Origin of the sequence: Streptomyces sp. MMBL 11-1 (assembly GCF_028622875.1) — a bacterium.
Taxonomy (GTDB): domain Bacteria; phylum Actinomycetota; class Actinomycetes; order Streptomycetales; family Streptomycetaceae; genus Streptomyces.
In genome coordinates this window covers 3630458-3652875 of sequence record NZ_CP117709.1, presented here as the reverse complement: position 1 = coordinate 3652875, position 22418 = coordinate 3630458, and the positions used below count along the sequence as shown (strand labels likewise).

Sequence of the window (22418 nt, the reverse complement as noted above, 5' to 3'; positions counted from 1 at the left end):
GTGTAGATGTTGATGGTGGGCACCTCCCATGCCGAAGCCCCCGGACACGACGCGGGTGTCCGGGGGCTTCGGCGGAGGGGGTGTGCGGCCGGGGCGGCAGCGGCAGAGCAGGGCGGGGCGGGGGCGGCTACTCGCGCGTCTCGCCCGCCGGTTCGGGGGTGAGGTCGTCGTGCGACAGCAGCCGGCGCTCGGGAGCGGACTTCGCGACGGGTTCCTTCTCCGCGAGGCCCGCGTCCGTGCCCGGGCCCGCGTCCGTGCCCGCGACCGTGCCCGTGCCCGGGCCCTTGCCGCCGCCGCGGCGGGCTTCGATCCTCGCCACGACGGGCTGCGTCCACCGGGCGGTGAGCGGGCCGATGATGACGAGGATCAGGACGTACGCGGTGGCGACGGGGCCGATACGGGGCTCGGTGGCCACGGCCAGACCGGCGATGACGATGGAGAACTCGCCGCGTGCCACGAGGGTGCCGCCCGCCCGCCAGCGGCCGCGCGAGCCGATGCCGGCGCGCCGGGCGGCGTACCAGCCGGTGGCGATCTTGGTGAGGGTGGTGACGATGGCCAGCAGGGCCGCGGGCAGCAGCACTGGCGGTATGTCGGCCGGGTTCGTGGAGAGCCCGAAGAAGACGAAGAACACGGCGGCGAACAGGTCCCGCAGCGGGGTGAGCAGCTTCCGGGCACCCTCGGCGACCTCGCCGGAGAGCGCGATGCCGACGAGGAACGCGCCGACGGCCGCGGACACCTGGAGCTGCTGGGCGACACCGGCGACCAGGACGGTGAGGCCGAGGACGACCAGCAGCAGCATCTCCGGGTTGTCGGAGGAGACCGCGCGGCTGATCAGGCGGCCGTGGCGGAGCGCCAGGTAGAGGACGAGTCCGACGGCCCCGAGCGCGATCACCAGCGCGAGGCTGCCGCCGGCCAGGCTGACCCCGGCGAGCATGGCGGTGAGCAGCGGCAGGTACACCGCCATCGCCAGGTCCTCCATGACGAGGACGCCGAGGATGACCGGGGTCTCGCGGTTGCCGAGGCGGCCGAGATCTGTCATGACCTTCGCGATCACCCCGGATGACGAGATCCAGGTGACACCGGCGAGCGCGACGGCGCCCGCCGGCCCCCAGCCGAGGACCAGGGCGGCGACGGCGCCGGGCGTCGCGTTGAGCACGAAGTCCACGGCGCCGGACGGGTACTGCGTCTTGAGGCTGGTGACCAGCTCGGACGCGCTGTATTCGAGCCCCAGCAGGAGAAGCAGCAGGATGACGCCGATCTCGGCGCCCACCATGGTGAACTCTTCGCTGGCCTTGAGCGGAATCAGCCCTCCGTGTCCGAACGCCAGCCCGGCGAGGAGGTAGAGCGGGATCGGGGAGAGGCCTATCCGCCCGGCGATCCGTCCCACGAGCCCCAGCCCGAGGATGACGGCTCCCAGCTCCACCAACAACGCGGTCGTGTCATGCACGGTCAGCCCTCCGCAATGATCTCGGAGAGCGCGTCGACGCCCTCACGCGTACCGACGGCGACGAGTGTGTCCCCGATGGCCAGTCGAAAATCCGGTTCCGGGGACGGGTGCGCGCTGTGGGTGCGCAGCACCGCCACGATGGACGCCCCGGTCCGTGTCCGTGCCCGCGTCTCCCCGAGCAGCCGCCCGCCGTACGGGGAGCGGGCCCCGAGCGGGATGTGCTCGGTGACGAGGTCGATGCCCTTGGTCCGTACGGCGTCGATGGGCGCGGCGTCGATGAGGTGCGCGAGCGCGGTGGCCTCGGACGTCGTCAGGGGGACGGAGAGTTGGCACGCATCAGGGTCGTCCTGTTGGTAGAACCCGATGAACCGGCGACCGTCGTGGTGGACGACGACCGAGATGTGCTGGCCCGTCTCGGTGGTGAAGTCGTACTGAGCTCCCACTCCGGGCAGTGACGTGCGGCGGGTTCCCATGGCTTCCTCCCGAGACGTGCGGCGGTGCGCGCGCACTTGGTGGCCTTTTTATCCGGCCATTACCTTATCGGGTGGCGAAAATCCGTCAGAGGGCTCCGGCCGGCGGCCGTACGGGGCGATGTGACCAGGCACCCTCGTGCGTTCCTGCCAGGACCGGCCTCACGGTCCTGGCCGAAAACTGCCCCAGGGTGCTCGTGTACGGGTGTTCGTGTACGGGGGGCGAGCCGGAGCCGCCCGGGCCCCTCCCCCGCGTACGGTCAGGTCCGCGCGGGGAGCACGGGCGCGAGCAGCTCCAGGGCGTCCTCCCACGGGAAGGGTGCCGTGTCACCGGACGTGGGCGTGTGCGGTGTGCGGGTGCTGACGAGGACGCCCATGCCGCGCAGCCGCCGCAGGCTCTCGACGTACGCCGGGTGCGCGGCGAGGGCGGAGTTCACGGCCGGGAGGACGGCGGTGGGGACGCCGAGCCCGTACGCCTCGCAGAGGATGCCGAGGGCCAGGGTGTCCGAGATCCCGGCCGCCCACTTGTTGATGGTGTTGAACGTGGCGGGCGCGACGGCGATGGCATCCGGGTCCGGCAGCGGGCGGGGGTCTCCGGGGGAGCGCCAGGCGGAGCGGACCGGGTATCCGGTCCGCGCCTCGACGGCCGCCACGTCGAGGAACCCGAGCCCTTGCGGGGTGGCGATGACGCCCACCTCCCACCCGGCGTCCCGCGCGGCGGCGAACAGCCGGTCGACGTCACGGGCGACCCCGGCCGCGCAGACGACGACGTACAGGAACGGTTTACGGGCCTGGCGGCCGGACTGATCGCTCACGAGGACTCTCCTGGATCGCTGAAGCGCGGGCGGTGTGATGGGGTGGTGAGGAGACGCGAGGTGGTCTCCGCCCCCCGACCGATGAGTTTTCCCTCTCCGTGGGGTCCCACCACCGTCGTTGACCGCACAGAAGCAGGGGAAACGCGTGACTCAGCTGCTGAAAGTCCAGAACTTCACCGTCTCCGGCGACGGCATCGCCGCCGGGGAGGAGCAGTCGCTTGAGCGGCCGTTCGGTCATGTCGACCCCGGGCGGCTCTTCTCCTGGGCCGGGGCGACGGCGAGCTGGCCGAACCGCGCGGAGCCGGGCGGGAGCCGGGGCCTGGACGACTACTTCACGCGGGACTTCGCGCACAACATCGGCGCCGAGATCATGGGCCGCAACAAGTTCGGCCCCCAGCGCGGCCCTTGGGAGAACCACGAGTGGCAGGGCTGGTGGGGCGAGGAACCCCCGTTCCACACACCGGTGTTCGTGATGACCCACCACGAGCGCCCGTCGTTCACGCTGTCGGACACCACGTTCCACTTCGTCGACGGCGACCCGGCGACGGTCCTCGACCGGGCGCGGGAAGCGGCGGAAGGCAAGGACGTGCGGCTCGGCGGCGGAGTGACCACGATCCGTGAGTTCCTCGACGCCGGCCTGGTCGACACCCTGCACGTGGCGGTCGCGCCGGTGGAGCTGGGCACCGGCCTGCGTCTGTGGGAGTCGCCCGACGAACTGCTCGACCGGTACCACATGGACGTCGTTCCGAGCCCGAGCGGCATGACGCACCACCTGTTCTGGCGGAAGTGACGGCGAGGGGCGGCCGAATCCACGAAGTGCGGGGCGAGGCCGCCGGGGATCGTGGAGACTCATCTGCGTAGTCGTCCGAGTGCGCAGAGGTACGAAGTGCGCCCCGGATCCCGCACGCTGCCCACCGCAGCCTCCCCGAAAAGGACTTCCGCCGTGTCGCCTTTCGAACCTCGACACGCTCCCGCCGGCGATGTGGGCGCGGCGCTGATGCTGATCGACTCCCGGATCAGGACCGTCCACGCGGACGAGAGCGGGACCGACCCCGAGCAGGAGCAACTGACCCAGCAACTGCTCTCGTCGCTGGGCCCGGAAGGCGTCGACGACGTGCTGGACGGGACATGCACGCTCATCTACCTGTACATGAAGTGGCTCCGGGAGGCCCACGAGGCGCACGGGAAGGATGTCGTCGAATACGTGGTCCCGACCCTCGTCACCTCCCTGAAGATGCTGCCGAAAAGCGTCCCGCCCGAGGCCGTACCCACGATGGCGGGCATGGCCATCGCGGCCGCCACCGGCCTGAGCCCCACCCTGTGGCGCAAGCAGTACGGAGACTGGACGGACGCGGAACTGACCCCGCTGGAGGCGACGGCGTTCCTGCTCGCCGAACACATCAACCGCATGACGGACGACCAGAACTTCGCGACCCGCATGATCACGGAGGCGATGACGCAGGTGGAGTCGGGGGCGGAGTAGGAGGGGCGGGCGAGGACTGGCGCTCCGGCCCCCGCCGGCCCGGCGCACGCGGACATCACCGAGATCGACCCCGGCCCCTGGGACGGCACTCCTTCGGCTCACGCGAGTGGAGGCGCGGTTCATCCGGCTCTGCGGTGTGCGTGCCAGGCGGTGGCGGCGGTCGCGAGACGCAGGGTCCACGGGCCGGGGTCGGCTGTGCTGATCTCTGACCAGAGCGCGGTGTTGGCGGTGGCGAAGGCGGTGATGCCCTCGGCGGGGGCGGTGTGCCAGGCGGGGATCTCGGCGGCCCACTGCTCGGCGGACGCGGGGGTGTGGCCGGAGGCGATGAGCCAGATGACCCAGTAACCGGCGTCGAGCCAGGCCGCTCCGCGGGTTGCCCAGGCCCAGTCGACCAGGCGGGCTCGATCGCCCCGGGGGGCGTGTTCGTCGACGAGGACGTTGGTGTTGTTCAGGTCGGTGTGCAGGAGATGGCTTCCGGCGAAGAAGCGGAGGTCGTCGGGGTGGGCGGCGTAGTGCGCCAGGCGTTGTCCGGCGTGGCGCAGTTCGATGCCGGGGCAGGGGGTCTCGCCGAGGCGGCGCAGGAGGGCGGCGACTTCGGGGAGGTCGGGGGAGCCGGGGGCGTAGTCGGCGTGGTGGCCGTCGAGGGCTTCGAACCCGAGGAGGTCCCATCCGGCGGTCTCGACGCGCCAGCGGAGGGCGGGGGCCAGGCTGGTGAGGAAAGGGGCGACGGCGGCCTCCCGGCGCTGGGTCCAGGCGCGGGGGTGGTCGGTGCGCAGGCCCTTGATGTGCCAGGTGCCCGTGGCGGAGGTGACGCGGGCCGCGATCTCGCTGTTGAAACCCCCGTCCGTCTCCTTGACCGCGAAAAGGGGGCCGGTGTGCTCTTCGACGGCGGCGCGGGCAGCGGACGGCAGCCGGTCGAGGCCGATGCGGACGGTCGCCATGGGGCTTCACTCTTCCTCGGGTGCGGGCAGGTGGGTGCGCGGTGGTGCGGGGGCTTCGGGTGGAAGAACGTCCCGAGGCCCCCGCGGTTCTTTCCGGCCGGTTGTCTACCGGTAGGGGTTGTCGTCGTTGCAGCCCGGGATTGCGCCCTCGGCCAGCACCTCCAGGTCGTCCAGGAGGACCACCCCCTCGGGCTCCTCCGTGGCCGGCGGCCGGGGGCCGATCTCCACCATGACAGCGGTCATGACGCTTCCTCGCTTCCGTGTTGGCAGTAGGTGTTCAGTGATGCCTTCGCCTCCTGGTACGCCTTGGCAAGCGGTCGGCAGACCCGGCAGGTGCCGGAGAGCTGACAGCCGCCGCAGCCACCGGTGCGAAGCATCTGGGCATCGGCGATGCCGGGCAGACGGAGGAGTCCGTCAAGGCCCTCGGTCATGAGGTCGATGGGATTCTCGCGGCCGACCTTGCACATGGTCGCCAGACCGTGCGGGTCGACGTGGAAGAAGGTGTGGCCGGCGGGGCAGCCCTTGAAGACGCTGCTCTTGTCCAGGAAGCCAGGGGCCTGCGCGGCGAGGGGTTCGGGCGTGCCCGTGTACGTGGGGGAGATCGTTCCGTACTCCTGACGGCTCGCCCCGTACCGTTCGGCGAGGGCCCGCATGGCGTCCAGCTCATGGGCGTTGTGCCGGGTGATGATCAGCGCCAGTTCCAGCGCGATGTCGGCCTCGCGTGCCGCGACAAGCCCCTTCTCGACCAGCTTGAACGCTCCCGGCTTCCGGGTGAGCGAGTCGAAACTGTCGGGGGTCGCCCCATAGAGGGAGACGGTCACCTTGTGCGGCGGCAGGTCGCGCAGGAGCTCGATAATCTCGGGGCGGTGGAGCCGGGAGCCGTTGGTCAGGATCTCGATCAGCATCCCGGACCGATGGGCGAGCGCGTACGCGTCCACGAAGTCCCGGTCGATCAGGGGTTCACCGCCGGTGAACTGGAGCCACAGCACCCCGGCATCCCGCAGCAGGCGCAGGAGCCGGGCCTTGTCCGGCCAGGGCAGCCCCTCGAACCTCCGCTCCGCGAGGTAGCAGTGCTCGCAGTTGAAGTTGCAGCCCTTGTTGATTTCGTACGTGGCCCGGCCGTAACCGAGACGGGTCTCAGGGCGTACGCGAACGGAGTCGCGCATCACCGCGTCGGCCAGGTCCAGGCCCCAGGCCGTACGTGCGTGGGCGAGGAGCCAACTGGGCAGAGGGCTGGTGCTCTCGGCAGACGAGGCCAGTTCTTCGTACAGCACTCGGGGGATACGCATGCCGCCCTTGGAGCCGGGGCGGGCGATCAGGAACGTTCCGTTGTACGGGGTCGCGATCAACTGGTGCACAGGGCCTCCTCCGAGGCGTCTCTCCAGGTGTGCTGCTCGGTGTGGCCGACGAACAGACAGCAGCCGTCACCGTCGGGACCCGGCCCTGCCACCGGGCAGTCCCGCAGTACGACCAGGTCCACGTAAGCCCCGCGCCAGCGGAGCCAGAGGGCGGTGCCGTACGTGTCGAGTTCGGCCAGGAGGCCGTAGTGCTCGTCGCCCTCATGGACCGACAGCTGGCACTGGGCAGCCCTGTCGACGCATCCGGCCGGGGCCTGCTGCCGAGCCTCCCGCGCCAGCTCCAGCGGCACCCGGCGCCAGTGAACGCACCGCATCACGACACCATCCGCAGGCGGTCGATGGAGGTCCGCTCCGTGCACTGCCCGCATGTGCAGGGCGGGAATACGCCGGAGTTGTCGGCGGGTACCGGGTTGTCACCCACGCGTACCTCGGTGAGGGGCCCCCACGTCCGGCCAGAGTCGCGTGAGACCCGCAGCGTCATCCGTACTTCGGCAACCTTGAACGGCGGCATGAGCACCTCATGTAGAAGAGAGCATCTCCGTCACTCATGTACATGAGTGTCTCTTGAGAGAATGCAGCACTCCTGTACATGAGTCAAGCGGTCGGCGGCGATGCCTGCTCGCGGGACGATCTCCTGATGTCGGATCAATCAGCTGCGGGGAAGCGGTAGTCCAGCACGAACTGGTCGGCGGCCATGACGGTGTCGCACACCTCCACGACCCGTCCGGCCTTGGTTTCCGCGTTCCGGACCAGGTGGATCACGGGAGAGCCCGGGCTCAGTGCGAGTGCGGTCGCCTCGGCCTTCGTCGCGAGGCGTGCCCGTACGGTCTCCGTGAACTCCGCGAGAGTGTGGCCGTGGTCTTCGAGGCGGGCGTAGATCCCGCCGCCGCCGGGATTCTCGGCGAACATCTCCGGGATGTCCTTCGCCACGTCCCACGGGAGGTAGGAGGTGGCCTCTTCCGTGGGCACGCCCTCCCTGAAGTAGCGGCGCTTGCGGGCGAGGACCTGGGAACCGGCGGGAACGCCCAGCCGCTCGGCGATCTCCTGCGGTGCCTCGGTGGGGCCGATGAAGAGGACTGTCACGGACGGCTTGTCACCGCTCTGTTCGGCTTCCGCGAGGTAAGCCGCCTTACCCGCCTTCCGGTGCGTGCGGCGGAACCGGTCGGAGGACTTGCGCTGCACGGGCGGCCGGGACCGGACGAACGAACCCCGGCCGTGGTGGGTTTCGATCAACTGCGTCGCCCGTAGCTCGGCCACCGCCTTGCGTACGGTGCCCGAGGCGACGCCGTACCGCTCCATGAGGGCCGTCTCGCTCGGTACGGCAGCCCCGGCTCCCAGAGCGCCGGACCGAATCTGCGCGGCAAGGTCGTCGGCAATCTGGAGATACTTCGCCTTGGCCGAAGAGGTCACATCGCTACTCGCCATAGTCCTTCTGAGTCTCCTATTCTCATGTACATGAGTAACATCCGTCAGGAAACCCCGTCAACGCCGCTCCACTCCGTCTCCGTAGCCGGGGTGGTCGTCCGGGAGGACGGCAGGGTGCTCACGATCAAGCGGGCGGACAACGGAACCTGGGAGCCGCCCGGTGGGGTGCTCGAACTGACCGAGGCCCCCGAGGACGGCGTCCGACGTGAGGTCTACGAGGAGACCGGCGTCAAGATCAGGGTGGACCGCCTGACCGGCGTCTACAAGAACACTGCCCGAGGCATCGTCGCCCTGGTTTTCCGCTGCCGTGTCGAGGGTGGCAACGAGCAACTGTCGGACGAGTCAGCGGCAGTCGAGTGGTTCACCCCCGATGAGGTGGCCAGCCGCATGGCCGAGGTCTACGCGGTCCGGGTCACCGATGCCCTGCTGGACGGTGCGCCCCGCGTGCGTACCCATGACGGCCGAAAGCTCTCGTGATTCATGAGCCGGCCTTATCGCTTCGGCGGCCCGCAGGGGCGAACGAGGCGAGCCCTCTGCCAAGGACCTGGAACATCCAGGCGTGATTCTCCGGGATTCCTCACGGGCATTCCGCACGCGGTCATCAACCGGCCCACCCCGACCCGCATCGGCCGGCTGAGGGCCGATGCTCCCGTTCCGGGTGTGTGGCCGTCGTCGCGCATGCGCCCACGGAGTCAGTAAGTCACCTGGTCGGGTGGGGTGTTCCGTCTTTTGGTCCGCATGCCTTCACGACTGCGGTACCGTGATCGCGTCATCACGCTCTGTGTGTTCCCGCACATGGGGCGGCCCCCGGTGGTGTTCGAGCACCGTGCCGAGGGCCTTCACCCAACGAGTGGAAATACAGGTCCCACCGGGATGCTTTGGCATGCTATCGCGCCGTCTCGGCGCTACACGAAGGCTTCGCACGATGTCGTGCGTCATCCGCGTCTGTGCAGTGACGCGAAGGTTCTGATTCTTTACGTTCAGGGGTTGCCGGACGGTGCCACGGATCTGGCGTTGTCCGAGCATGCCCGGAATCTGGGTATCAAGGGGCGGGCGTTCCAGCGGGCCAAGGAGCAGTTGGTCCTGTGCGGGTTCGTGCATGAGCGGCGGGTCTGCGGGGAGCGTGGGCGTTGGGTCACCCAGCAGGTGTTCGCCAACGTGCCGATGGCCGAGGGGGAGGTCCTGGCGCTGTGGTGCGACGCGGGCATCGGCGTCGGTGTCGGTGTCGCCTCGTCTCCGAGTGCGCGGTTTCCGACCGTCGGTCAGCCGGGGCCCCGGACGGCCGGTCATCAACTACCGGTGGACGAAGAACGGGAGAAGAACTTTCCCCACCCACCCACCGAAACCCCGGGCGCGGACGCGGAAGTGCCTGTGGCACCGCTGACGGCTGAAGAGGCGGAGGCCGAGCGGGTGTTGTTGTCGCTCCGGGACGTGAGCCGTGGTCTCCGCCTCGGTGTCGCCGAGGCTCGTTCGCTCATCGCGCAGACGGTGGAGTGGCTGCGGCGCGGGGTCTCCGGCGGCGAACTGCGGCAGGTGCTGAGCAGCAACCTGCCGCACGACGGAGTGCGGTGCGCCGTGGGGTTCCTGCGGCACCGGCTGGAGCAGAAACTGCCCGAAGCCGCCATCCCCGCACGCCCCGACGCCGAGCCGCAGCGTCCGCCCTCGAACCCCCCGCCCCCGCCCGCCGCCCGGTACGTCGCGCCCCTCGTCACCTGCACCGGGCCCGGGACCGAGCACGTCTTCCGTTCCATGGCCGGGGAGACCGAGTGCCCCGACTGCCAGCAGGCCGCCGCCTGGGCCCGCTGGGCCGAGCGCCGGGCCGCGGACCTCGGCGTCGACCTCGCCGACGACGCTGCCGCCGCCGTGGAGGCCGGGCGCGACCCGGACGGGTGGCGGGGACGGCTTGCTACGGCTGCTGCTGCGGGGGTGCCCGGGGGGTCCGGTTCTCTGTAGTGGGCTCTGCCGCAACCGAGTGGGCCGTAACCGGCGGGAACCCGTGGGCGGATCACGCATTCGGGCGGAGTGCGGACGGCCTGCGGGGGCCTGCGATCAAGGAGGTCGTTGCCCGTGCGCGGTCCTCCGGATCCGGATACATCGTCCGTAGACTCCGAAAGCTGTACGGCGAGTTCGGTCCCCTGAGCCGTGACCTCCGTGTGGCGGAGCGGGGGGCGGACATCGCCGCGCCGGGTACACCGTGACGAGAGGGAATGGCATGCCGCAGACCGAGGGTGCACGACTGTTCCGGGAAGCCTGGATCGCGGGAGTGCGTCGCCATTTCCCTGGTGAGCCGAAGGCCGGTTACGTCACCCCGTGGGAGGGCACCCCGCAGTGGGAACGCGAGGAGGCCGGGGCTGTGTACGAGCAGGTGCGCCAGTTCGTCGAGATCAGCGGCGGGCATGTTTCCCGGCTTTCGCGTGAACAGCGTGGTCGCTTCGTCGCGCTGTGCTGGACGGCCCAGATGTTCAAGCACTTCGATGATCCCAAGCCGGGCTACGTCGCGGACTGGCCCGACCTTCCGGTCTGGCAGCAGGAGACCGATGCCGACATCTTTGACGCCATCGAGAAGAGCCAGCCCTGAACCGACCGGTTTCGGTGTTCGGCGTCAGGTCCGGTCCGTGTCCGTGCTTGGCCGAGGGCCTGCCCTGACGGTACGCGTGCGGCGAGAAGGCCGACGGAGAGGCAGGCCGGACGGAGCGCTCCCGGGACAGGGCAACGTCAGCGACCGGGCGGACGGGGGATCTTCCAGTCGCTGACGTCCGCGATGAACTCCTGGTAGGAGCGATTCGTCCCCTTGGGCTCGGTGAGCAATCCTTGTGCCAGCGCTGCGGACACGATCTCCGGCCCGTCGCTCTCCCTGAAGCGAGGGCTCGTGAGAAGACCTTCGAGGTCTTCTTTCGGATTCTGGCGACGCCCGCTGTCCTTGCCCTTCCACGCCGTCGGAATCTTCCAGGAAGCCCGGTGAAGCGTGAACGCCTCGGGAAAGAGGAGGAGCCAGGCTTCGGACTCGGCGGCGGCCAGCGCGTACACGGATGAGGAGTCGCCGGCCGCCTTGCCCAGCGCGGCCGAGACCGACTTGCGCGCGGCGTCGTAAGCAGGGCCGGGGCAGGCATCCATGTCTTCGTGAACGGCGATCCCGACGAACTCGCCGGCTTTCAAGCGGGCCTTGCCGCGCGCCTTGCTGACCAGGGTGTTCGCTGCTGTGGCCAGTTCAGCGCCCGACTTCTTCCGCAGGCGTACGGGGTCGGTGATCTCGGTGAGGGTGACGGCGGCGGCAAGGGCCGGATGGGCTGCCTTGATGAACGCGGCGAGCATACGGCGGTCGTTCGCGCTCTCGCCCGCAAGCACGACGATGCCCCGGACGGACGGCTTCGATATCCGCCTGCGACTCACAGCTCGTCCTCTGTCAGGTCGCCCCCCAGCACGCCGGAGAACCACAGCTCGCCGAGTGGCTGGTCACCGGTCTCCGCGACGATCGTCTGGATCTCGGTCGTTGTCAGGGCGGGAATGATGGACGCTCCGTCCTCGTCCCGGTCACACACGATGAATTCGTGAGGCTCCAGTCGGTCGACGAGTGCGGGGGAGTGCGTTGCCACGATGAACTGCGTTCGCGCCGAGGCTTCCCTCATCCGTTCCACAATGAGTTCGAGGGCTTGGGGGTGCAGGCCGTGGTCGATCTCTTCGACACATGTGAGGGCGGGGGGCTGTGGGTCGTAGAGCATGGCCAGGAGACCCAGAAGCCGTACTGTTCCGAATGAGGCGTCGGCCAGGGGCGTGGGCCGGCGCAGGCCGCGTTCGCGAAGCACCACCGCGAGGCGATCGGCGAAGCCCCCGACCTGCTCGAACTCGATGGCGTCCAGCTGCGGAAGAATGCGGCGGGCATCGTGCGTCAGATGCCCCCAGCGTTCCTCGTCGGTGCTGAGCTGGATCAGGAACGCCGCGAGGTTCCTCGCGTGCGGCTCCAGACGGCCGGCATTGATCGAGTGGGTGCGGGTGGGCTGTCGAGCGGCAGTGACGTCCACGTCGAAGACCCTGAAGGACGACAGGCGCTCCGCGACCCTCGTCACTTCCTCCCCACCGTCCGACCGTCCCAGCCGAGGCAGGGTGGACAGGCCGCTGCTCAGCCGTTGGATACCGAACTTGCCTCCGTCGGACTCACGACCGGCCCTCTCGTCCACGACGCGGGCCGCATCGCCGGAAATCGTGATCCGACGGCCCCGGCCCTGAGTCCGCTTGAACCGGAAACTCTCCTGGCGTGACAAGGTGTAGGAACCGCTGCGGCCAGGCAGGGAACGCCTGCGAATGGTCAGCGAATACTCGTCCGGAGCTTTCGCGCTCGCATGCGTGGTCCAGTCCGCTGTGAGGCGAATCGCCAGGGAGGTGGGCGGTTTCTCGCCACCCCAGAAGGCTACTTCGTCGAATCCGCCGCGCTCGTCGAGCGCCGGCTGCAGGTCGGTCCGGATGATCGCGGCAAGGAAGTCGAACACCTTGAGTACGTTCGACTTGCCCACACCGTTGGGGCCCACCAGGACGGTGAGCGGTCCGAGAGGGATCGTCACATCACGAAGGCTGCGAAAATTCTCGACATGTAGTTCCAGAAGACGGCCGGACATGGGATGAACCTATCGGGTAGCAGATCGCCGGGTGGCGCACGTGCCCTGAGCAAACAGCGTCCAGCCTGATGCGTGCGGGCTGCGACAGCCTCTGTGCAGCGTAGACCGTGCGGCTGACACGTCCTCGATGGTGCGATGTGTGGGTTCGATCGTGCGATGTGTGCGAGCCCGTTGCTCCGCCGCCCTACCCCCGCCCCACCACCACCCCCGCCCGGTCGACGCAGATCACGTCGACCTCCACCGGCGCGCCCCGCAGGACCGACAGGGCTTCGTCGCGGGCGCGGGCGGCCACCAGGTCTCCCAGCGGGACCCCCGCCGCCTCGCAGAGGCGCAGGGCCTCCAGGCCCGTGTTGGCGGTGGCGATGCGGGTGGCCAGCTCCTCGTTCGCGCCGCCCGTCCGGGCCAGGTCGGCCAGGAAGGACTTGTCGACCTGGGAGCGGGCCGAGTGGAGGTCCAGGTGGCCCGCCGCCAGCTTGGAGAGCTTGGCGAAGCCGCCGCATACCGTGAGGCGGGCGACCGGGTGACGGCGTACGTACTTCAGTACCGCGCCCGCGAAGTCCCCCATGTCCAGCAGCGCGATGTCCGGCAGGCCGTACTCCGCCACCACCGTCTTCTCCGACGTCGAGCCCGTGCAGCCCGCCACATGGGTCAGCCCCGCCGCCCTCGCCACGTCCACGCCCCGGCGGATCGAGTCGATCCACGCCGAGCAGGAGTAGGGGACGACGACTCCCGTGGTGCCCAGGATCGACAGGCCGCCCAGGATGCCGAGGCGTCCGTTCCACGTCGAGCGGGCGATCTCCTCGCCGTGATCGACCGAGACCGTGATCTCCACGTCCCCCGTCCCGCCGTGCTCCGCCGCCACCCGCTCCACGTGCTCGCGCATCAGTTGGCGCGGGACCGGGTTCACCGCGGGCTCGCCGACCTCCAGGGGCAGGCCGGGAAGGGTGACCGTGCCCACGCCCGGGCCCGCCCGGAACACCACGCCGGAGCCCGGCGGCAGTCTCCGTACGGTCGACCGGACCAGCGCCCCGTGCGTGACGTCCGGGTCGTCGCCCGCGTCCTTCACCACTCCGGCCATCGCCACCGCCCCACCGGGCCCGGCGGTCAGCTCCTCCACCGCCAGCGCGAACGCCGGTGTCTGCCCCTTCGGCAGGGTGATGGTCACCGGGTCCGGGAAGTCGCCCGTCAGCAGTGCCGTGTACGCGGCCGTCGTCGCCGCCGTCGCACAGGCCCCGGTCGTCCAGCCGGGGCGCAGGCCGGTGTGTTTGAGTTGGGCACTGCGACCGCCCCGCGCCTCAGCGTTCAAGAGAAGAGTCCGTTCCGATGCCTGTGCAGCCTGTGCGTGTTCTTGTTCTGGGGGGTACGACCGAGGCGCGCCGACTGGCCGAGCACCTGGTCGCCTCCGAGCCGGGGGTCCGGGTCACCACCTCGCTCGCCGGGCGCGTCTCCGCTCCCCGGCTGCCGCCCGGTGACGTGCGCGTCGGCGGGTTCGGGGGGCCCGAGGGGCTCGCCGCCTGGATCAGTGAACACGGTGTGGACGCCCTCGTCGATGCCACCCACCCCTTCGCCGCGACCATGAGCCGGAACGCGGCCGAGGCCGCCGCACAGGCCCATGTTCCCCTCCTCGCCCTCCGCCGCCCCGGCTGGGTCGCCCAGGACGGTGACCGCTGGCACGCCGTCGGGTCGCTCGCCGAGGCCGCCGAGCTGCTGCCCGCACTCGGTGAGCGGGTCTTCCTCACCACCGGGCGGATGGGGCTCGCCGCCTTCGCCGGCCTGGACGACCTGTGGTTCCTCGTGCGGTCCGTCGACGCTCCCGAGCCGCCCTGCCCGGCCCGGACGGAGGTTCTCCTCGACCGGGGGCCGTTCGACCTCCGGGGCGAGCGGGAGCTGCTCCGCCGTCATCGCGTCGATGTGCTCGTCACCAAGGACAGCGGCGGGGACGCCACCGCCCCCAAGCTCACCGCCGCCCGGGAAGCCGGGATTCCCGTCGTCGTCGTCCGGCGGCCACCGGTACCGGAAGGGGTACCGGTGGCCCGTACGCCCGACGAGGCCGTGGAGTGGGTGCGTCGGCTCTGAGACCCGGTGTCTCTACGCCTCCGGGTAGCGGCGGGGCGTCCACACGATGGACCGGTCGGCGTCGGAGCCGCCCCTTCGCACCCACCGGGTCTGCGACGAGCCCACGATCAGCAGCGTCCGCATGTCCACCTCCGCCGGGTCCAGGTCCGCCAGCCGTACCGTCCGCACGCTCTCCGCCGGACCGCCCACGTCACGGCCCAGCACCACCGGGGTGTCCGGCGAGCGGTACTCCAGGAGCAGGTCGCGGGCCTTGCCGACCTGCCACGTACGGGACTTGGAGCCCGGGTTGTACAGGGCCAGCACCAGGTCCGCCGAGGCTGCCGCGCGCAGGCGCTCCGCGATGACCTCCCACGGCTTCAGCCGGTCCGAGAGGGAGAGCGTGGCGTAGTCGTGGCCCAGCGGCGCACCCGCGCGGGCCGCCGCCGCGTTGGCCGCGGTGACCCCGGGCAGAACCCGTACGGGGATCTCCGCGTACGCCTCCTGCGAGGCCACCTCCAGCACCGCCGTCGCCATCGCGAAGACCCCGGGGTCGCCGCCGGAGACCACCGCGACGCGGTGGCCCCGCCGGGCCAGGTCCAGGGCGAACTCGGCGCGCTCCGACTCCACCTTGTTGTCCGACCCGTGCCGCGCCTGGCCGGGGCGGACCGGCACCCGGTCCAGGTAGGTCGTATAGCCGACCACGTCGTCGGCGGCGGCGAGTGCCCCGCGCGTCTCGGGCGTCAGCCACAGCGGGCCCGCCGGGCCGGTGCCGACCACCACGACCTCGCCGCCGGCCGTCCGTCCGGAAGGGCGCGGCGCGTCCACGCGGCTCGGCAGGACCGCGACCGAGAAGTACGGGACGGACGCCGGGTCGATGTCCGCCAGGTCGCCCGTGCGCTCCCCGGCCATCGTGGCCCGCTCCACGTACCGCGCCTCCGCCAGCCGCCCCGACGCCTCGAACGCCCCGCGCACCGCCGGGAACGTACGCCCCAGCTTCATCACCACCGCCGTGTCCGTGGCGGCGAGACGGGCCGTCAGCTCCTCCTCCGGCAGCGTGCCGGGCAGGATCGTGAGGATCTCCTCGCCCTCGACGAGAGGGGTGCCGAGCCGGGCCGCCGCCGCGCTGACGGACGTCACGCCCGGGACGACCTCGGTCGGGTACCGGTCGGCCAGGCGCTTGTGCATGTGCATGTACGAGCCGTAGAACATCGGGTCGCCCTCGGCGAGCACCGCGACGGTCAGGCCCGCGTCCAGATGCGCCGCGAGACGGGCCGCGGCCTTCTCGTAGAACTCCTCCAACGCGCCCCGGTAGCCGCCCGGGTGGTCCGTGGTCTCCGTCGTGACGGGGTAGACCAGGGCCTCCTCGATGTGGTCGGGCCGCAGGTGCGCCGCCGCGATGGACCGGGCGATCGAGCGGCCGTGCCGGGCGCTGTGGTACGCGACGACATCGGCCTCGCCGATGGCCTGGACGGCCCGCAGGGTCATCAGGTTCGGGTCGCCGGGGCCGAGCCCGACGCCGTAGAGCCGGCCGGGGCCGGCACCGTCGCTCTTGGTCCCGTTCACTGGAGAGGTCACAACTCTTCCTCGCTCGCGATGGCGTTGAGCGCCGCCGCCGCTATCGCGCTGCCGCCGCGCCGGCCGCGCACGATCAGGTGCTCCAGGCCCGAAGCGTGCTCGGCCAGGGCCTCCTTGGACTCGGCCGCGCCGATGAAGCCGACCGGGACGCCGATGACGGCGGCCGGGCGCGGGGCGCCCTCCTCGACCATCTCCAGCAGGCGGAACAGAGCGGTCGGGGCGTTGCCGACCGCGACCACCGCCCCCTCCATCCGGTCCCGCCACAGCTCCAGGGCCGCCGCGCTGCGCGTGGTCCCCATCTTCGCGGCCAGCTCCGGCACGGACGGGTCGGACAGCGTGCACACCACGTCGTTGCCGGCGGGCAGCCGCTTGCGGGTGACGCCGCTGGCCACCATCGCCACGTCGCAGAGGATCGGCGCCCCGGAGCGCAGGGCCGCGCGGGCGTCGGCCACGGCGTTCGGTGAGAAGGCGAGGTCAGTCACGAGGTCGACCATGCCGCAGGCGTGGATCATCCGGACGGCGACCTGGCTCACGTCGGCGGGCAGCCCGGACAGATCCGCCTCCGCGCGGATGGTGGCGAAGGACTGGCGGTAGATCGCCGGTCCGTCCTTCTCGTACTGGTGCACAGTGCTGTCGCTTTCTTCTGCCGGTCGGGGAGGGATGGGAAGCTGGGGGAGCGTGCTCAGGAGCGGGCCTCGGCCACCGCCGCGGCGAGTGCCGCCGGGTCGTTCCCGGCCACCGGCCGGGGGTCACGGTGTTCGCCCCGTACGTGCGAGATCCGGTGTCCGTCGGGCGTGACGACCACGTCGATCCACTCCCCGTGGGGGTGGCCGCAGCGGCGTTCGCACCCGGACCAGTACACAGGGAGCCGCCCGACGGGTCCGACAGCGGCCCCCGCTTCGGCCCGCACGTCGGACAGCGACTTCGCGCAGCCGGGGTGGCCGATGCAGGCGCTGACGCCGGTCCACGGGGAGTCCGGGCCGGTGATGAGCCCGGCCGCCGCCAGGGCGTCGAGCGCCTCGGTGGCGTGCTCGGATGGAGTTGTCCGCCCGTTCCGCCCGATCTGACCGTTCTGACCGGTTTCCCTGGTCTGCTCGGTCTGCCCGGTTTCCTCGGTCTGCTCGGTCTGCCCGGTCTGCTCGGTCTGTTCGGTTTGCCCGGTCTCTCCGAAGGGGCCGGGGAGGACGATCCCGCGCCACGGGGTGAGCCGCAGCTCGTTCCCGTACCGCCGGGCCGTATCGGTGAGCAGCCGCCACTGGGCGGGGGCGAGCCGGCCCAGCGGTACGCCGACGCTGATCGCCGTCACGGTCGTGCCGTTGTCCGGCGCGGTGACGAGGCCCGGGGCCGGACCCTTCGCCGTACGCGGACGGGGGCGGTGAACGGCCGGGCCCGCCGCCGCCCCGGTGGCGCGGACCAGCGCGGCGCGCACGTCGTCGGGCAGGTCCTTCACCCGCCACGCGCCGGAGGCCCGGGCGGCGAGCAGGAACGTCTCGGCGGCCAGCAGCGCGGCGCGCGGGCCGTCCGCCGCGGGCAGGCGGAACACCTCGTCGGCGGCCCCGACCCGCAGCAGGCAGTCGCCGCCCTCCGCTATCAGGGTCACGTCCGCGCCCAGCGCGTCCGTGTCGCCGCGGCCGGAGTCCAGGGCGAAGAGGAAGCGGCCGGAGAGCGCGGCGGCGGCGGCCGAGCCGCACACCAGGCCGTCCAGCCGGGACAACCAGCCGCTGACGGAGGGCGATCCGTCGAGTCCGGCGAGCGGCGAGGCCACGATGTTGCGGGCCCGCTCGTGCGCGGCGGACGGCAGCAGCCCGGCGGCGCCGAGCAGTTCGGCCGGCCCGCCGCCGCACTCCGCGTCGAGGCCGCGCAGCTGTACGTTGCCCCGCGAGGTGAGATGCAGCTCACCGTCCCCGAACCGGCCGGCCACCGCGAGCAGCGCGTCCGCCCGGTCCGGGCTCAGCACCCCGCCGGGGACGCGCACCCGGGCCAGCGCACCGTCGTCGGCCCGGTGCAGCCGCAGCGTTCCCGGGCAGGCGTCGCCGCCGTCGCGGGGGGATGCGCCGCCCGGGGAAAGGGGCGGGGGGGCGGAATCGGGCATGGCGGCGAGCATACCGACCGGGCCGGTCCCGTCGACGGGCTCGCTCCTGTGACCTGCGGGACAGGAGGCGGACCGGTCCGGGGGGAGGGGAGGGGAGGGGAGGGGAGGCGGGCCGGTCTGCGGGGCGGGAGGCCGACCGGCGTTGGGGCCGGAGGCCGGAGGCAGGCGGTCCGGGGGCCGTGAGGTGCTGAGCGACGCCGTGATCCGCTGCCCGTGATCACCACCGCACCCCCGCCCCCTGCCCCATCCCGCCCCCGCCGCTTAGGATGCAGGCGGTGGTCCGTTCAGGCCGCCATCGCCAGACGGCGACAGGGGAGGAAGCCCGGTGAGATTCCGGCGCGGTCCCGCCACTGTGAGCACGGCCGCCACCACCGGCCGGGCGAGTCAGGAACTCCCTTCCCCGAGCGCCCGGTTTCCGAGCCGGACGTGGGGAGACCCTCCGACACCGCCCGGGGCGTGGACACCCCGAGGAAGGCCTGACGCAGCATGATCCTGCTCCTGTCGACGTCCGACACCGACCTCCTGAGCGCCCGCGCTTCCGAGGGACCCGTCAGCTACCGGTACGCCAACCCCTCCCGCGTCGACCTCGACGGACTCCCGGACCTGCTGGACGGCGTCGACCTCGTCGTCGTACGGCTCCTCGGCGGGGTACGGGCCTGGCAGGAGGGCCTGGACGCTGTGCTGGCCACCGGCCGCCCCGTCGTCGTGCTGACCGGTGAACAGGCCCCCGACGCCCAGTTGATGGCCGCCTCCACCGTGCCGATCGGCATCGCGGCCGAGGCGCACGCCTACCTGGCGCACGGCGGGCCCGCCAACCTGGAGCAGCTGGCCCGGTTCCTCTCCGACACCGTGCTGCTGACCGGTCACGGCTTCGAGCCGCCCGCCCCGGCCCCCGCGTGGGGGCCGCTGGAGCGGGAGGCCCGTGAGGTGGCCGAGGGCGCGCCGACGGTCGCCGTTCTCTACTACCGCGCCCACCACATGAGCGGGAACACCGCGTTCATCGACGCGCTGTGCACCGCCGTGGAGGACGCCGGGGCCCGGCCCCTCCCGCTGTACGTCGCCTCCCTCCGTACGCCCGAGGCCGAGCTGATCGACGCGCTCCGCGCCGCCGACGCCATCGTGACCACCGTCCTCGCGGCGGGCGGCACCAAGCCCGCCGAGGCCTCGGCCGGCGGCGACGACGAGTCGTGGGACGCGGGCGCGCTCACCGGGCTGGACGTGCCGGTCCTCCAGGCGCTCTGCCTCACCAGCCCGCGCAGCGCCTGGGAGGAGAACGACGAGGGCGTCTCCCCGCTGGACGCGGCCACCCAGATCGCGGTGCCGGAGTTCGACGGCCGGCTGATCACCGTCCCCTTCTCCTTCAAGGAGATCGACGAGGACGGACTCCCGGCGTACGTCGCCGACGCCGAGCGCGCGGCCCGGGTCGCCGGGATCGCCGTACGGCACGCGAAGCTGCGGAACATCCCGAACGCGGAGAAGCGCATCGCGCTCGTCCTCTCCGCCTACCCGACCAAGCACTCCCGGATCGGCAACGCGGTCGGGCTGGACACCCCCGCCAGCGCCGTGGCGCTGCTGCGGCGGCTGCGCGCCGAGGGGTACGACTTCGGCCCGGAGGCCGACATCCCGGGGCTGGTCTCCGGCGACGGCGACGAGCTGATCTACGCGCTGATCGAGGCGGGCGGCCACGACCAGGAGTGGCTGACCGAGGAGCAGTTGGCCAGGAACCCGGTCCGTATCCCGGCCGCCGACTACCGCCGCTGGTTCGCCACCCTCCCCGAGGAGCTGCGCCTCGCGGTCGAGCGGCACTGGGGCCCGGCCCCCGGCGAGATGTTCGTCGACCGGTCCGCCAACCCGGAGGGCGACATCGTCCTCGCGGCGCTGCGGCGCGGCAACCTCCTCATCCTCATCCAGCCGCCGCGCGGCTTCGGCGAGAACCCGATCGCGATCTACCACGACCCCGATCTGCCGCCCTCGCACCACTACCTGGCCGCCTACCGCTGGATCGCCGCCTCCGCCGACGACAACGGCTTCGGCGCCGACGCGATGATCCACCTCGGCAAGCACGGGAACCTGGAGTGGCTGCCCGGCAAGAACGCGGGCCTCTCCGCCGCCTGCGGTCCGGACGCGGCCCTCGGCGATCTCCCGCTCGTCTACCCGTTCCTGGTCAACGACCCGGGCGAGGGCACGCAGGCCAAGCGCCGCGTCCACGCCACGCTGATCGACCACCTCGTGCCGCCGATGGCCCGTGCCGACAGCTACGGCGACATCGCCCGGCTGGAACAACTCCTCGACGAGCACGCCCAGATCGCCGCCATGGACCCGGCGAAGCTGCCCGCGATCCGCGCGCAGATCTGGACGCTGATCCAGGCCGCGAAGCTCGACCACGACCTCGGCCTGGAGGACCGGCCGGAGGACGAGGGCTTCGACGACTTCATCATGCATCTCGACGGCTGGCTCTGCGAGATCAAGGACGTCCAGATCCGCGACGGCCTGCACGTGCTGGGCAACCCGCCCGCCGGGAACGACCGGGTCAACCTGGTCCTCGCCGTGCTGCGCGCCCGCCAGATCTGGGGCGGCACGGCGTCCCTCCCGGGGCTCCGCGAGGCGCTCGGCCTCGATGAGTCGGCCGCCACCCGCACGGACGCGGACGCGGTCGAGGAGCAGGCCCGCGCGCTCGTCCAGGCGATGGACGACGCCGACTGGGACCCGGCCGCCGTGGCGTCCGTCGCCGCCGGGCTGCCGGAAGCGGTCGCCGACATCCTCACCTTCGCCGCCACCGAGGTCGTCCCGCGCATGGCGGCCACGACCGACGAACTCACCCACGCCGTCCACGCGTTGAACGGCGGCTTCGTCCCCGCCGGGCCGTCCGGGTCACCGCTGCGCGGGCTCGTCAACGTCCTGCCGACCGGGCGCAACTTCTACTCCGTCGACCCCAAGGCCGTCCCCTCCAAGCTGGCCTGGGAGACCGGTCAGGCGCTGGCCGACTCGCTCCTCACCCGCTACCGCACCGACAACGGCGCCTGGCCCACCTCCGTCGGCCTCTCCCTCTGGGGCACCAGCGCGATGCGCACGGCGGGCGACGACATCGCCGAAGCCTTCGCGCTGCTCGGCATCCGCCCCGTCTGGGACGACGCCTCGCGCCGCGTGACCGGCCTGGAGCCCATCCCGTACGAGGAGCTGGGCCGCCCCCGTATCGACGTGACGCTGCGCATCTCGGGCTTCTTCCGCGACGCGTTCCCGCACACGGTCGGGCTGCTCGACGACGCCGTACGGCTGGCCGCCTCGCTGGACGAGCCCGCCGAGCAGAACCACGTACGGGCGCACACCCAGGCCGACCTGGCCGAGCACGGCGACGAACGCCGCGCCACCACGCGGATCTTCGGCTCCCGCCCCGGTACCTACGGCGCGGGCCTCCTCCAGCTCATCGACTCCCGCGACTGGCGCACCGACGCCGACCTCGCCGAGGTCTACACGGTCTGGGGCGGCTACGCCTACGGCCGCGAGCTGGACGGCCGCCCGGCGCGCGAGGAGATGGAGAGCGCCTACAAGCGCATCGAGGTCGCCGCGAAGAACACCGACACCCGCGAGCACGACATCGCGGACTCCGACGACTACTTCCAGTACCACGGCGGCATGGTGGCCACCGTGCGCGCGCTGAAGGGCAAGGCCCCCGAGGCGTACATCGGGGATTCCACCCGCCCCGAGACCGTCCGCACGCGCACGCTCGTCGAGGAGACGTCCCGCGTCTTCCGCGCCCGGGTCGTCAACCCGAAGTGGATCGAGGCGATGCGCCGCCACGGCTACAAGGGCGCGTTCGAGCTGGCGGCCACCGTCGACTACCTCTTCGGGTACGACGCCACGACCGGCGTCGTCGCCGACTGGATGTACGACAAGCTCACCGAGACGTACGTCCTGGACCCGGAGAACCGGCAGTTCCTCCAGGAGGCCAACCCCTGGGCCCTGCACGGCATCGCCGAACGCCTGCTGGAGGCCGAGTCGCGCGGCATGTGGGCCAAGCCCGACCCGGCGGTGCTGGACGCGCTGCGCCAGGTGTACCTGGAGACGGAGGGGAACCTGGAGGGCGAGGACTGATCTCGTCGTATTTTATACGCCGCCCCCTGCCCCGGATCGTCCCCGACCGGCACAA

The 22418-nt window shown here is 71.6% G+C and carries 21 protein-coding genes and 1 riboswitch; of the genes, 7 read left to right on the top strand and 14 right to left on the bottom strand.

Translation table 11 applies throughout. The features are described from left to right. Positions 1 to 127: 127 nt before the first annotated feature. From PSQ21_RS15765 to PSQ21_RS15755, 3 genes are all read right to left on the bottom strand, one after another. Complete coding sequence (locus PSQ21_RS15765) at positions 128 to 1447, bottom strand: cation:proton antiporter (RefSeq protein ID WP_274031145.1); 1320 nt, start codon at positions 1445 to 1447, stop codon at positions 128 to 130. Positions 1448 to 1449: 2 nt separating this feature from the next. Continuing rightward, a complete protein-coding gene (locus PSQ21_RS15760; RefSeq protein WP_274031144.1) occupies positions 1450 to 1920 on the bottom strand; it encodes a cation:proton antiporter regulatory subunit in 471 nt (156 codons plus the stop codon). A gap of 257 nt (positions 1921 to 2177) precedes the next feature. Continuing rightward, positions 2178 to 2732, bottom strand: coding sequence for a flavoprotein (locus tag PSQ21_RS15755; RefSeq protein ID WP_274031143.1), 555 nt, complete (start codon positions 2730 to 2732; stop codon positions 2178 to 2180). A 145-nt stretch (positions 2733 to 2877) separates the two neighbouring features. Between PSQ21_RS15755 and PSQ21_RS15750 the strand changes: the two genes are divergently transcribed. Together PSQ21_RS15750 and PSQ21_RS15745 are read left to right on the top strand one after the other, a co-directional pair. Further along, complete coding sequence (locus tag PSQ21_RS15750) at positions 2878 to 3522, top strand: dihydrofolate reductase family protein (RefSeq protein WP_274031142.1); 645 nt, start codon at positions 2878 to 2880, stop codon at positions 3520 to 3522. Positions 3523 to 3729: 207 nt separating this feature from the next. After that, the gene (locus PSQ21_RS15745; RefSeq protein ID WP_274035791.1) at positions 3730 to 4215 is read left to right on the top strand and encodes a hypothetical protein; all 486 of its coding nucleotides are present in this window, start codon (positions 3730 to 3732) and stop codon (positions 4213 to 4215) included. 119 nt (positions 4216 to 4334) lie between these two features. Here PSQ21_RS15745 and PSQ21_RS15740 read toward each other — a convergent pair whose 3' ends face one another. From PSQ21_RS15740 to PSQ21_RS15720, 5 genes are all read right to left on the bottom strand, one after another. Then, a complete protein-coding gene (locus tag PSQ21_RS15740; protein ID WP_274031141.1) occupies positions 4335 to 5156 on the bottom strand; it encodes an aminoglycoside phosphotransferase in 822 nt (273 codons plus the stop codon). 105 nt (positions 5157 to 5261) lie between these two features. Next, positions 5262 to 5399 (bottom strand): hypothetical protein, encoded by a 138-nt coding sequence (locus PSQ21_RS15735; protein ID WP_185299620.1) that lies wholly within the window; start codon positions 5397 to 5399, stop codon positions 5262 to 5264. After that, on the bottom strand, positions 5396 to 6514 hold the full coding sequence (locus PSQ21_RS15730; protein WP_274031140.1) for a radical SAM protein: 1119 nt from the start codon (positions 6512 to 6514) through the stop codon (positions 5396 to 5398). Before PSQ21_RS15730 ends, PSQ21_RS15735 begins: the two co-directional genes overlap by 4 nt. Continuing rightward, positions 6502 to 6828 (bottom strand): hypothetical protein, encoded by a 327-nt coding sequence (locus PSQ21_RS15725; protein WP_274031139.1) that lies wholly within the window; start codon positions 6826 to 6828, stop codon positions 6502 to 6504. The genes PSQ21_RS15730 and PSQ21_RS15725 overlap by 13 nt, the downstream gene beginning before the upstream one ends. Positions 6829 to 7159: 331 nt before the next feature. Continuing rightward, positions 7160 to 7939, bottom strand: coding sequence for a GntR family transcriptional regulator (locus PSQ21_RS15720; protein ID WP_274031137.1), 780 nt, complete (start codon positions 7937 to 7939; stop codon positions 7160 to 7162). Between the two features lie 18 nt (positions 7940 to 7957). Here PSQ21_RS15720 and PSQ21_RS15715 point away from each other — a divergent pair, with 18 nt between their 5' ends. The 3 genes from PSQ21_RS15715 to PSQ21_RS15705 all read left to right on the top strand — a co-directional run bounded on the left by PSQ21_RS15715 (position 7958) and on the right by PSQ21_RS15705 (position 10517). Then, positions 7958 to 8416 carry an NUDIX hydrolase gene (locus tag PSQ21_RS15715; protein ID WP_274035790.1) on the top strand — a complete coding sequence of 153 codons (459 nt, stop codon included), beginning with the start codon at positions 7958 to 7960 and terminating at the stop codon, positions 8414 to 8416. Between the two features lie 396 nt (positions 8417 to 8812). After that, positions 8813 to 9892 carry a hypothetical protein gene (locus tag PSQ21_RS15710; RefSeq protein WP_274031135.1) on the top strand — a complete coding sequence of 360 codons (1080 nt, stop codon included), beginning with the start codon at positions 8813 to 8815 and terminating at the stop codon, positions 9890 to 9892. Positions 9893 to 10151: 259 nt separating this feature from the next. Continuing rightward, positions 10152 to 10517, top strand: a complete 366-nt coding sequence (locus tag PSQ21_RS15705) for a hypothetical protein (protein ID WP_274031133.1) — start codon at positions 10152 to 10154, stop codon at positions 10515 to 10517. 137 nt (positions 10518 to 10654) lie between these two features. Here the strand turns inward: PSQ21_RS15705 and PSQ21_RS15700 are convergent, their stop codons facing one another. From PSQ21_RS15700 to PSQ21_RS15690, 3 genes are all read right to left on the bottom strand, one after another. After that, complete coding sequence (locus PSQ21_RS15700) at positions 10655 to 11329, bottom strand: hypothetical protein (protein WP_274031132.1); 675 nt, start codon at positions 11327 to 11329, stop codon at positions 10655 to 10657. Continuing rightward, complete coding sequence (locus tag PSQ21_RS15695) at positions 11326 to 12549, bottom strand: AAA family ATPase (RefSeq protein WP_274031131.1); 1224 nt, start codon at positions 12547 to 12549, stop codon at positions 11326 to 11328. Before PSQ21_RS15695 ends, PSQ21_RS15700 begins: the two co-directional genes overlap by 4 nt. Positions 12550 to 12733: 184 nt before the next feature. Further along, positions 12734 to 13855, bottom strand: a complete 1122-nt coding sequence (locus PSQ21_RS15690) for a cobalt-precorrin-5B (C(1))-methyltransferase (RefSeq protein WP_274031130.1) — start codon at positions 13853 to 13855, stop codon at positions 12734 to 12736. A gap of 17 nt (positions 13856 to 13872) precedes the next feature. On the opposite strand from PSQ21_RS15690, the gene PSQ21_RS15685 reads away from it, so the two are divergent. After that, on the top strand, positions 13873 to 14625 hold the full coding sequence (locus PSQ21_RS15685) for a cobalt-precorrin-6A reductase (RefSeq protein WP_274031129.1): 753 nt from the start codon (positions 13873 to 13875) through the stop codon (positions 14623 to 14625). Between the two features lie 12 nt (positions 14626 to 14637). Here PSQ21_RS15685 and PSQ21_RS15680 read toward each other — a convergent pair whose 3' ends face one another. Genes PSQ21_RS15680 through PSQ21_RS15670 form a run of 3 tightly spaced genes read right to left on the bottom strand, consistent with a single transcriptional unit; the run spans position 14638 to position 18283 of the window. After that, a complete protein-coding gene (locus tag PSQ21_RS15680) occupies positions 14638 to 16179 on the bottom strand; it encodes a precorrin-2 C(20)-methyltransferase (protein ID WP_274031128.1) in 1542 nt (513 codons plus the stop codon). Then, a complete protein-coding gene (locus tag PSQ21_RS15675; RefSeq protein ID WP_274031125.1) occupies positions 16176 to 16805 on the bottom strand; it encodes a precorrin-8X methylmutase in 630 nt (209 codons plus the stop codon). The genes PSQ21_RS15680 and PSQ21_RS15675 overlap by 4 nt, the downstream gene beginning before the upstream one ends. 56 nt (positions 16806 to 16861) lie before the next feature. After that, positions 16862 to 18283, bottom strand: a complete 1422-nt coding sequence (locus tag PSQ21_RS15670; protein WP_274031124.1) for a cobalamin biosynthesis protein CobG — start codon at positions 18281 to 18283, stop codon at positions 16862 to 16864. A 302-nt stretch (positions 18284 to 18585) separates the two neighbouring features. Next, positions 18586 to 18665, top strand: a riboswitch (cobalamin riboswitch). Between the two features lie 92 nt (positions 18666 to 18757). Here PSQ21_RS15670 and cobN point away from each other — a divergent pair. Beyond that, entirely contained in the window at positions 18758 to 22363 is a 3606-nt protein-coding gene (gene cobN / locus PSQ21_RS15665; RefSeq protein ID WP_274031123.1) for a cobaltochelatase subunit CobN, read from the top strand. The last annotated feature ends 55 nt before the right edge of the window (positions 22364 to 22418 follow it).

Coding starts and splice junctions, on each gene's coding strand:
- PSQ21_RS15760 (WP_274031144.1), bottom strand. CDS start 1,920: ATGGGAACCCGCCGCACGTCACTGCCCGGAGTGGGAGCTCAGTACGAC.
- PSQ21_RS15745 (WP_274035791.1), top strand. CDS start 3,730: ATGCTGATCGACTCCCGGATCAGGACCGTCCACGCGGACGAGAGCGGG.
- PSQ21_RS15740 (WP_274031141.1), bottom strand. CDS start 5,156: ATGGCGACCGTCCGCATCGGCCTCGACCGGCTGCCGTCCGCTGCCCGC.
- PSQ21_RS15735 (WP_185299620.1), bottom strand. CDS start 5,399: ATGACCGCTGTCATGGTGGAGATCGGCCCCCGGCCGCCGGCCACGGAG.
- PSQ21_RS15725 (WP_274031139.1), bottom strand. CDS start 6,828: ATGCGGTGCGTTCACTGGCGCCGGGTGCCGCTGGAGCTGGCGCGGGAG.
- PSQ21_RS15720 (WP_274031137.1), bottom strand. CDS start 7,939: ATGGCGAGTAGCGATGTGACCTCTTCGGCCAAGGCGAAGTATCTCCAG.
- PSQ21_RS15710 (WP_274031135.1), top strand. CDS start 8,813: ATGCTTTGGCATGCTATCGCGCCGTCTCGGCGCTACACGAAGGCTTCG.
- PSQ21_RS15705 (WP_274031133.1), top strand. CDS start 10,152: ATGCCGCAGACCGAGGGTGCACGACTGTTCCGGGAAGCCTGGATCGCG.
- PSQ21_RS15695 (WP_274031131.1), bottom strand. CDS start 12,549: ATGTCCGGCCGTCTTCTGGAACTACATGTCGAGAATTTTCGCAGCCTT.
- PSQ21_RS15685 (WP_274031129.1), top strand. CDS start 13,873: ATGCCTGTGCAGCCTGTGCGTGTTCTTGTTCTGGGGGGTACGACCGAG.
- PSQ21_RS15670 (WP_274031124.1), bottom strand. CDS start 18,283: ATGCTCGCCGCCATGCCCGATTCCGCCCCCCCGCCCCTTTCCCCGGGC.
- cobN (WP_274031123.1), top strand. CDS start 18,758: ATGATCCTGCTCCTGTCGACGTCCGACACCGACCTCCTGAGCGCCCGC.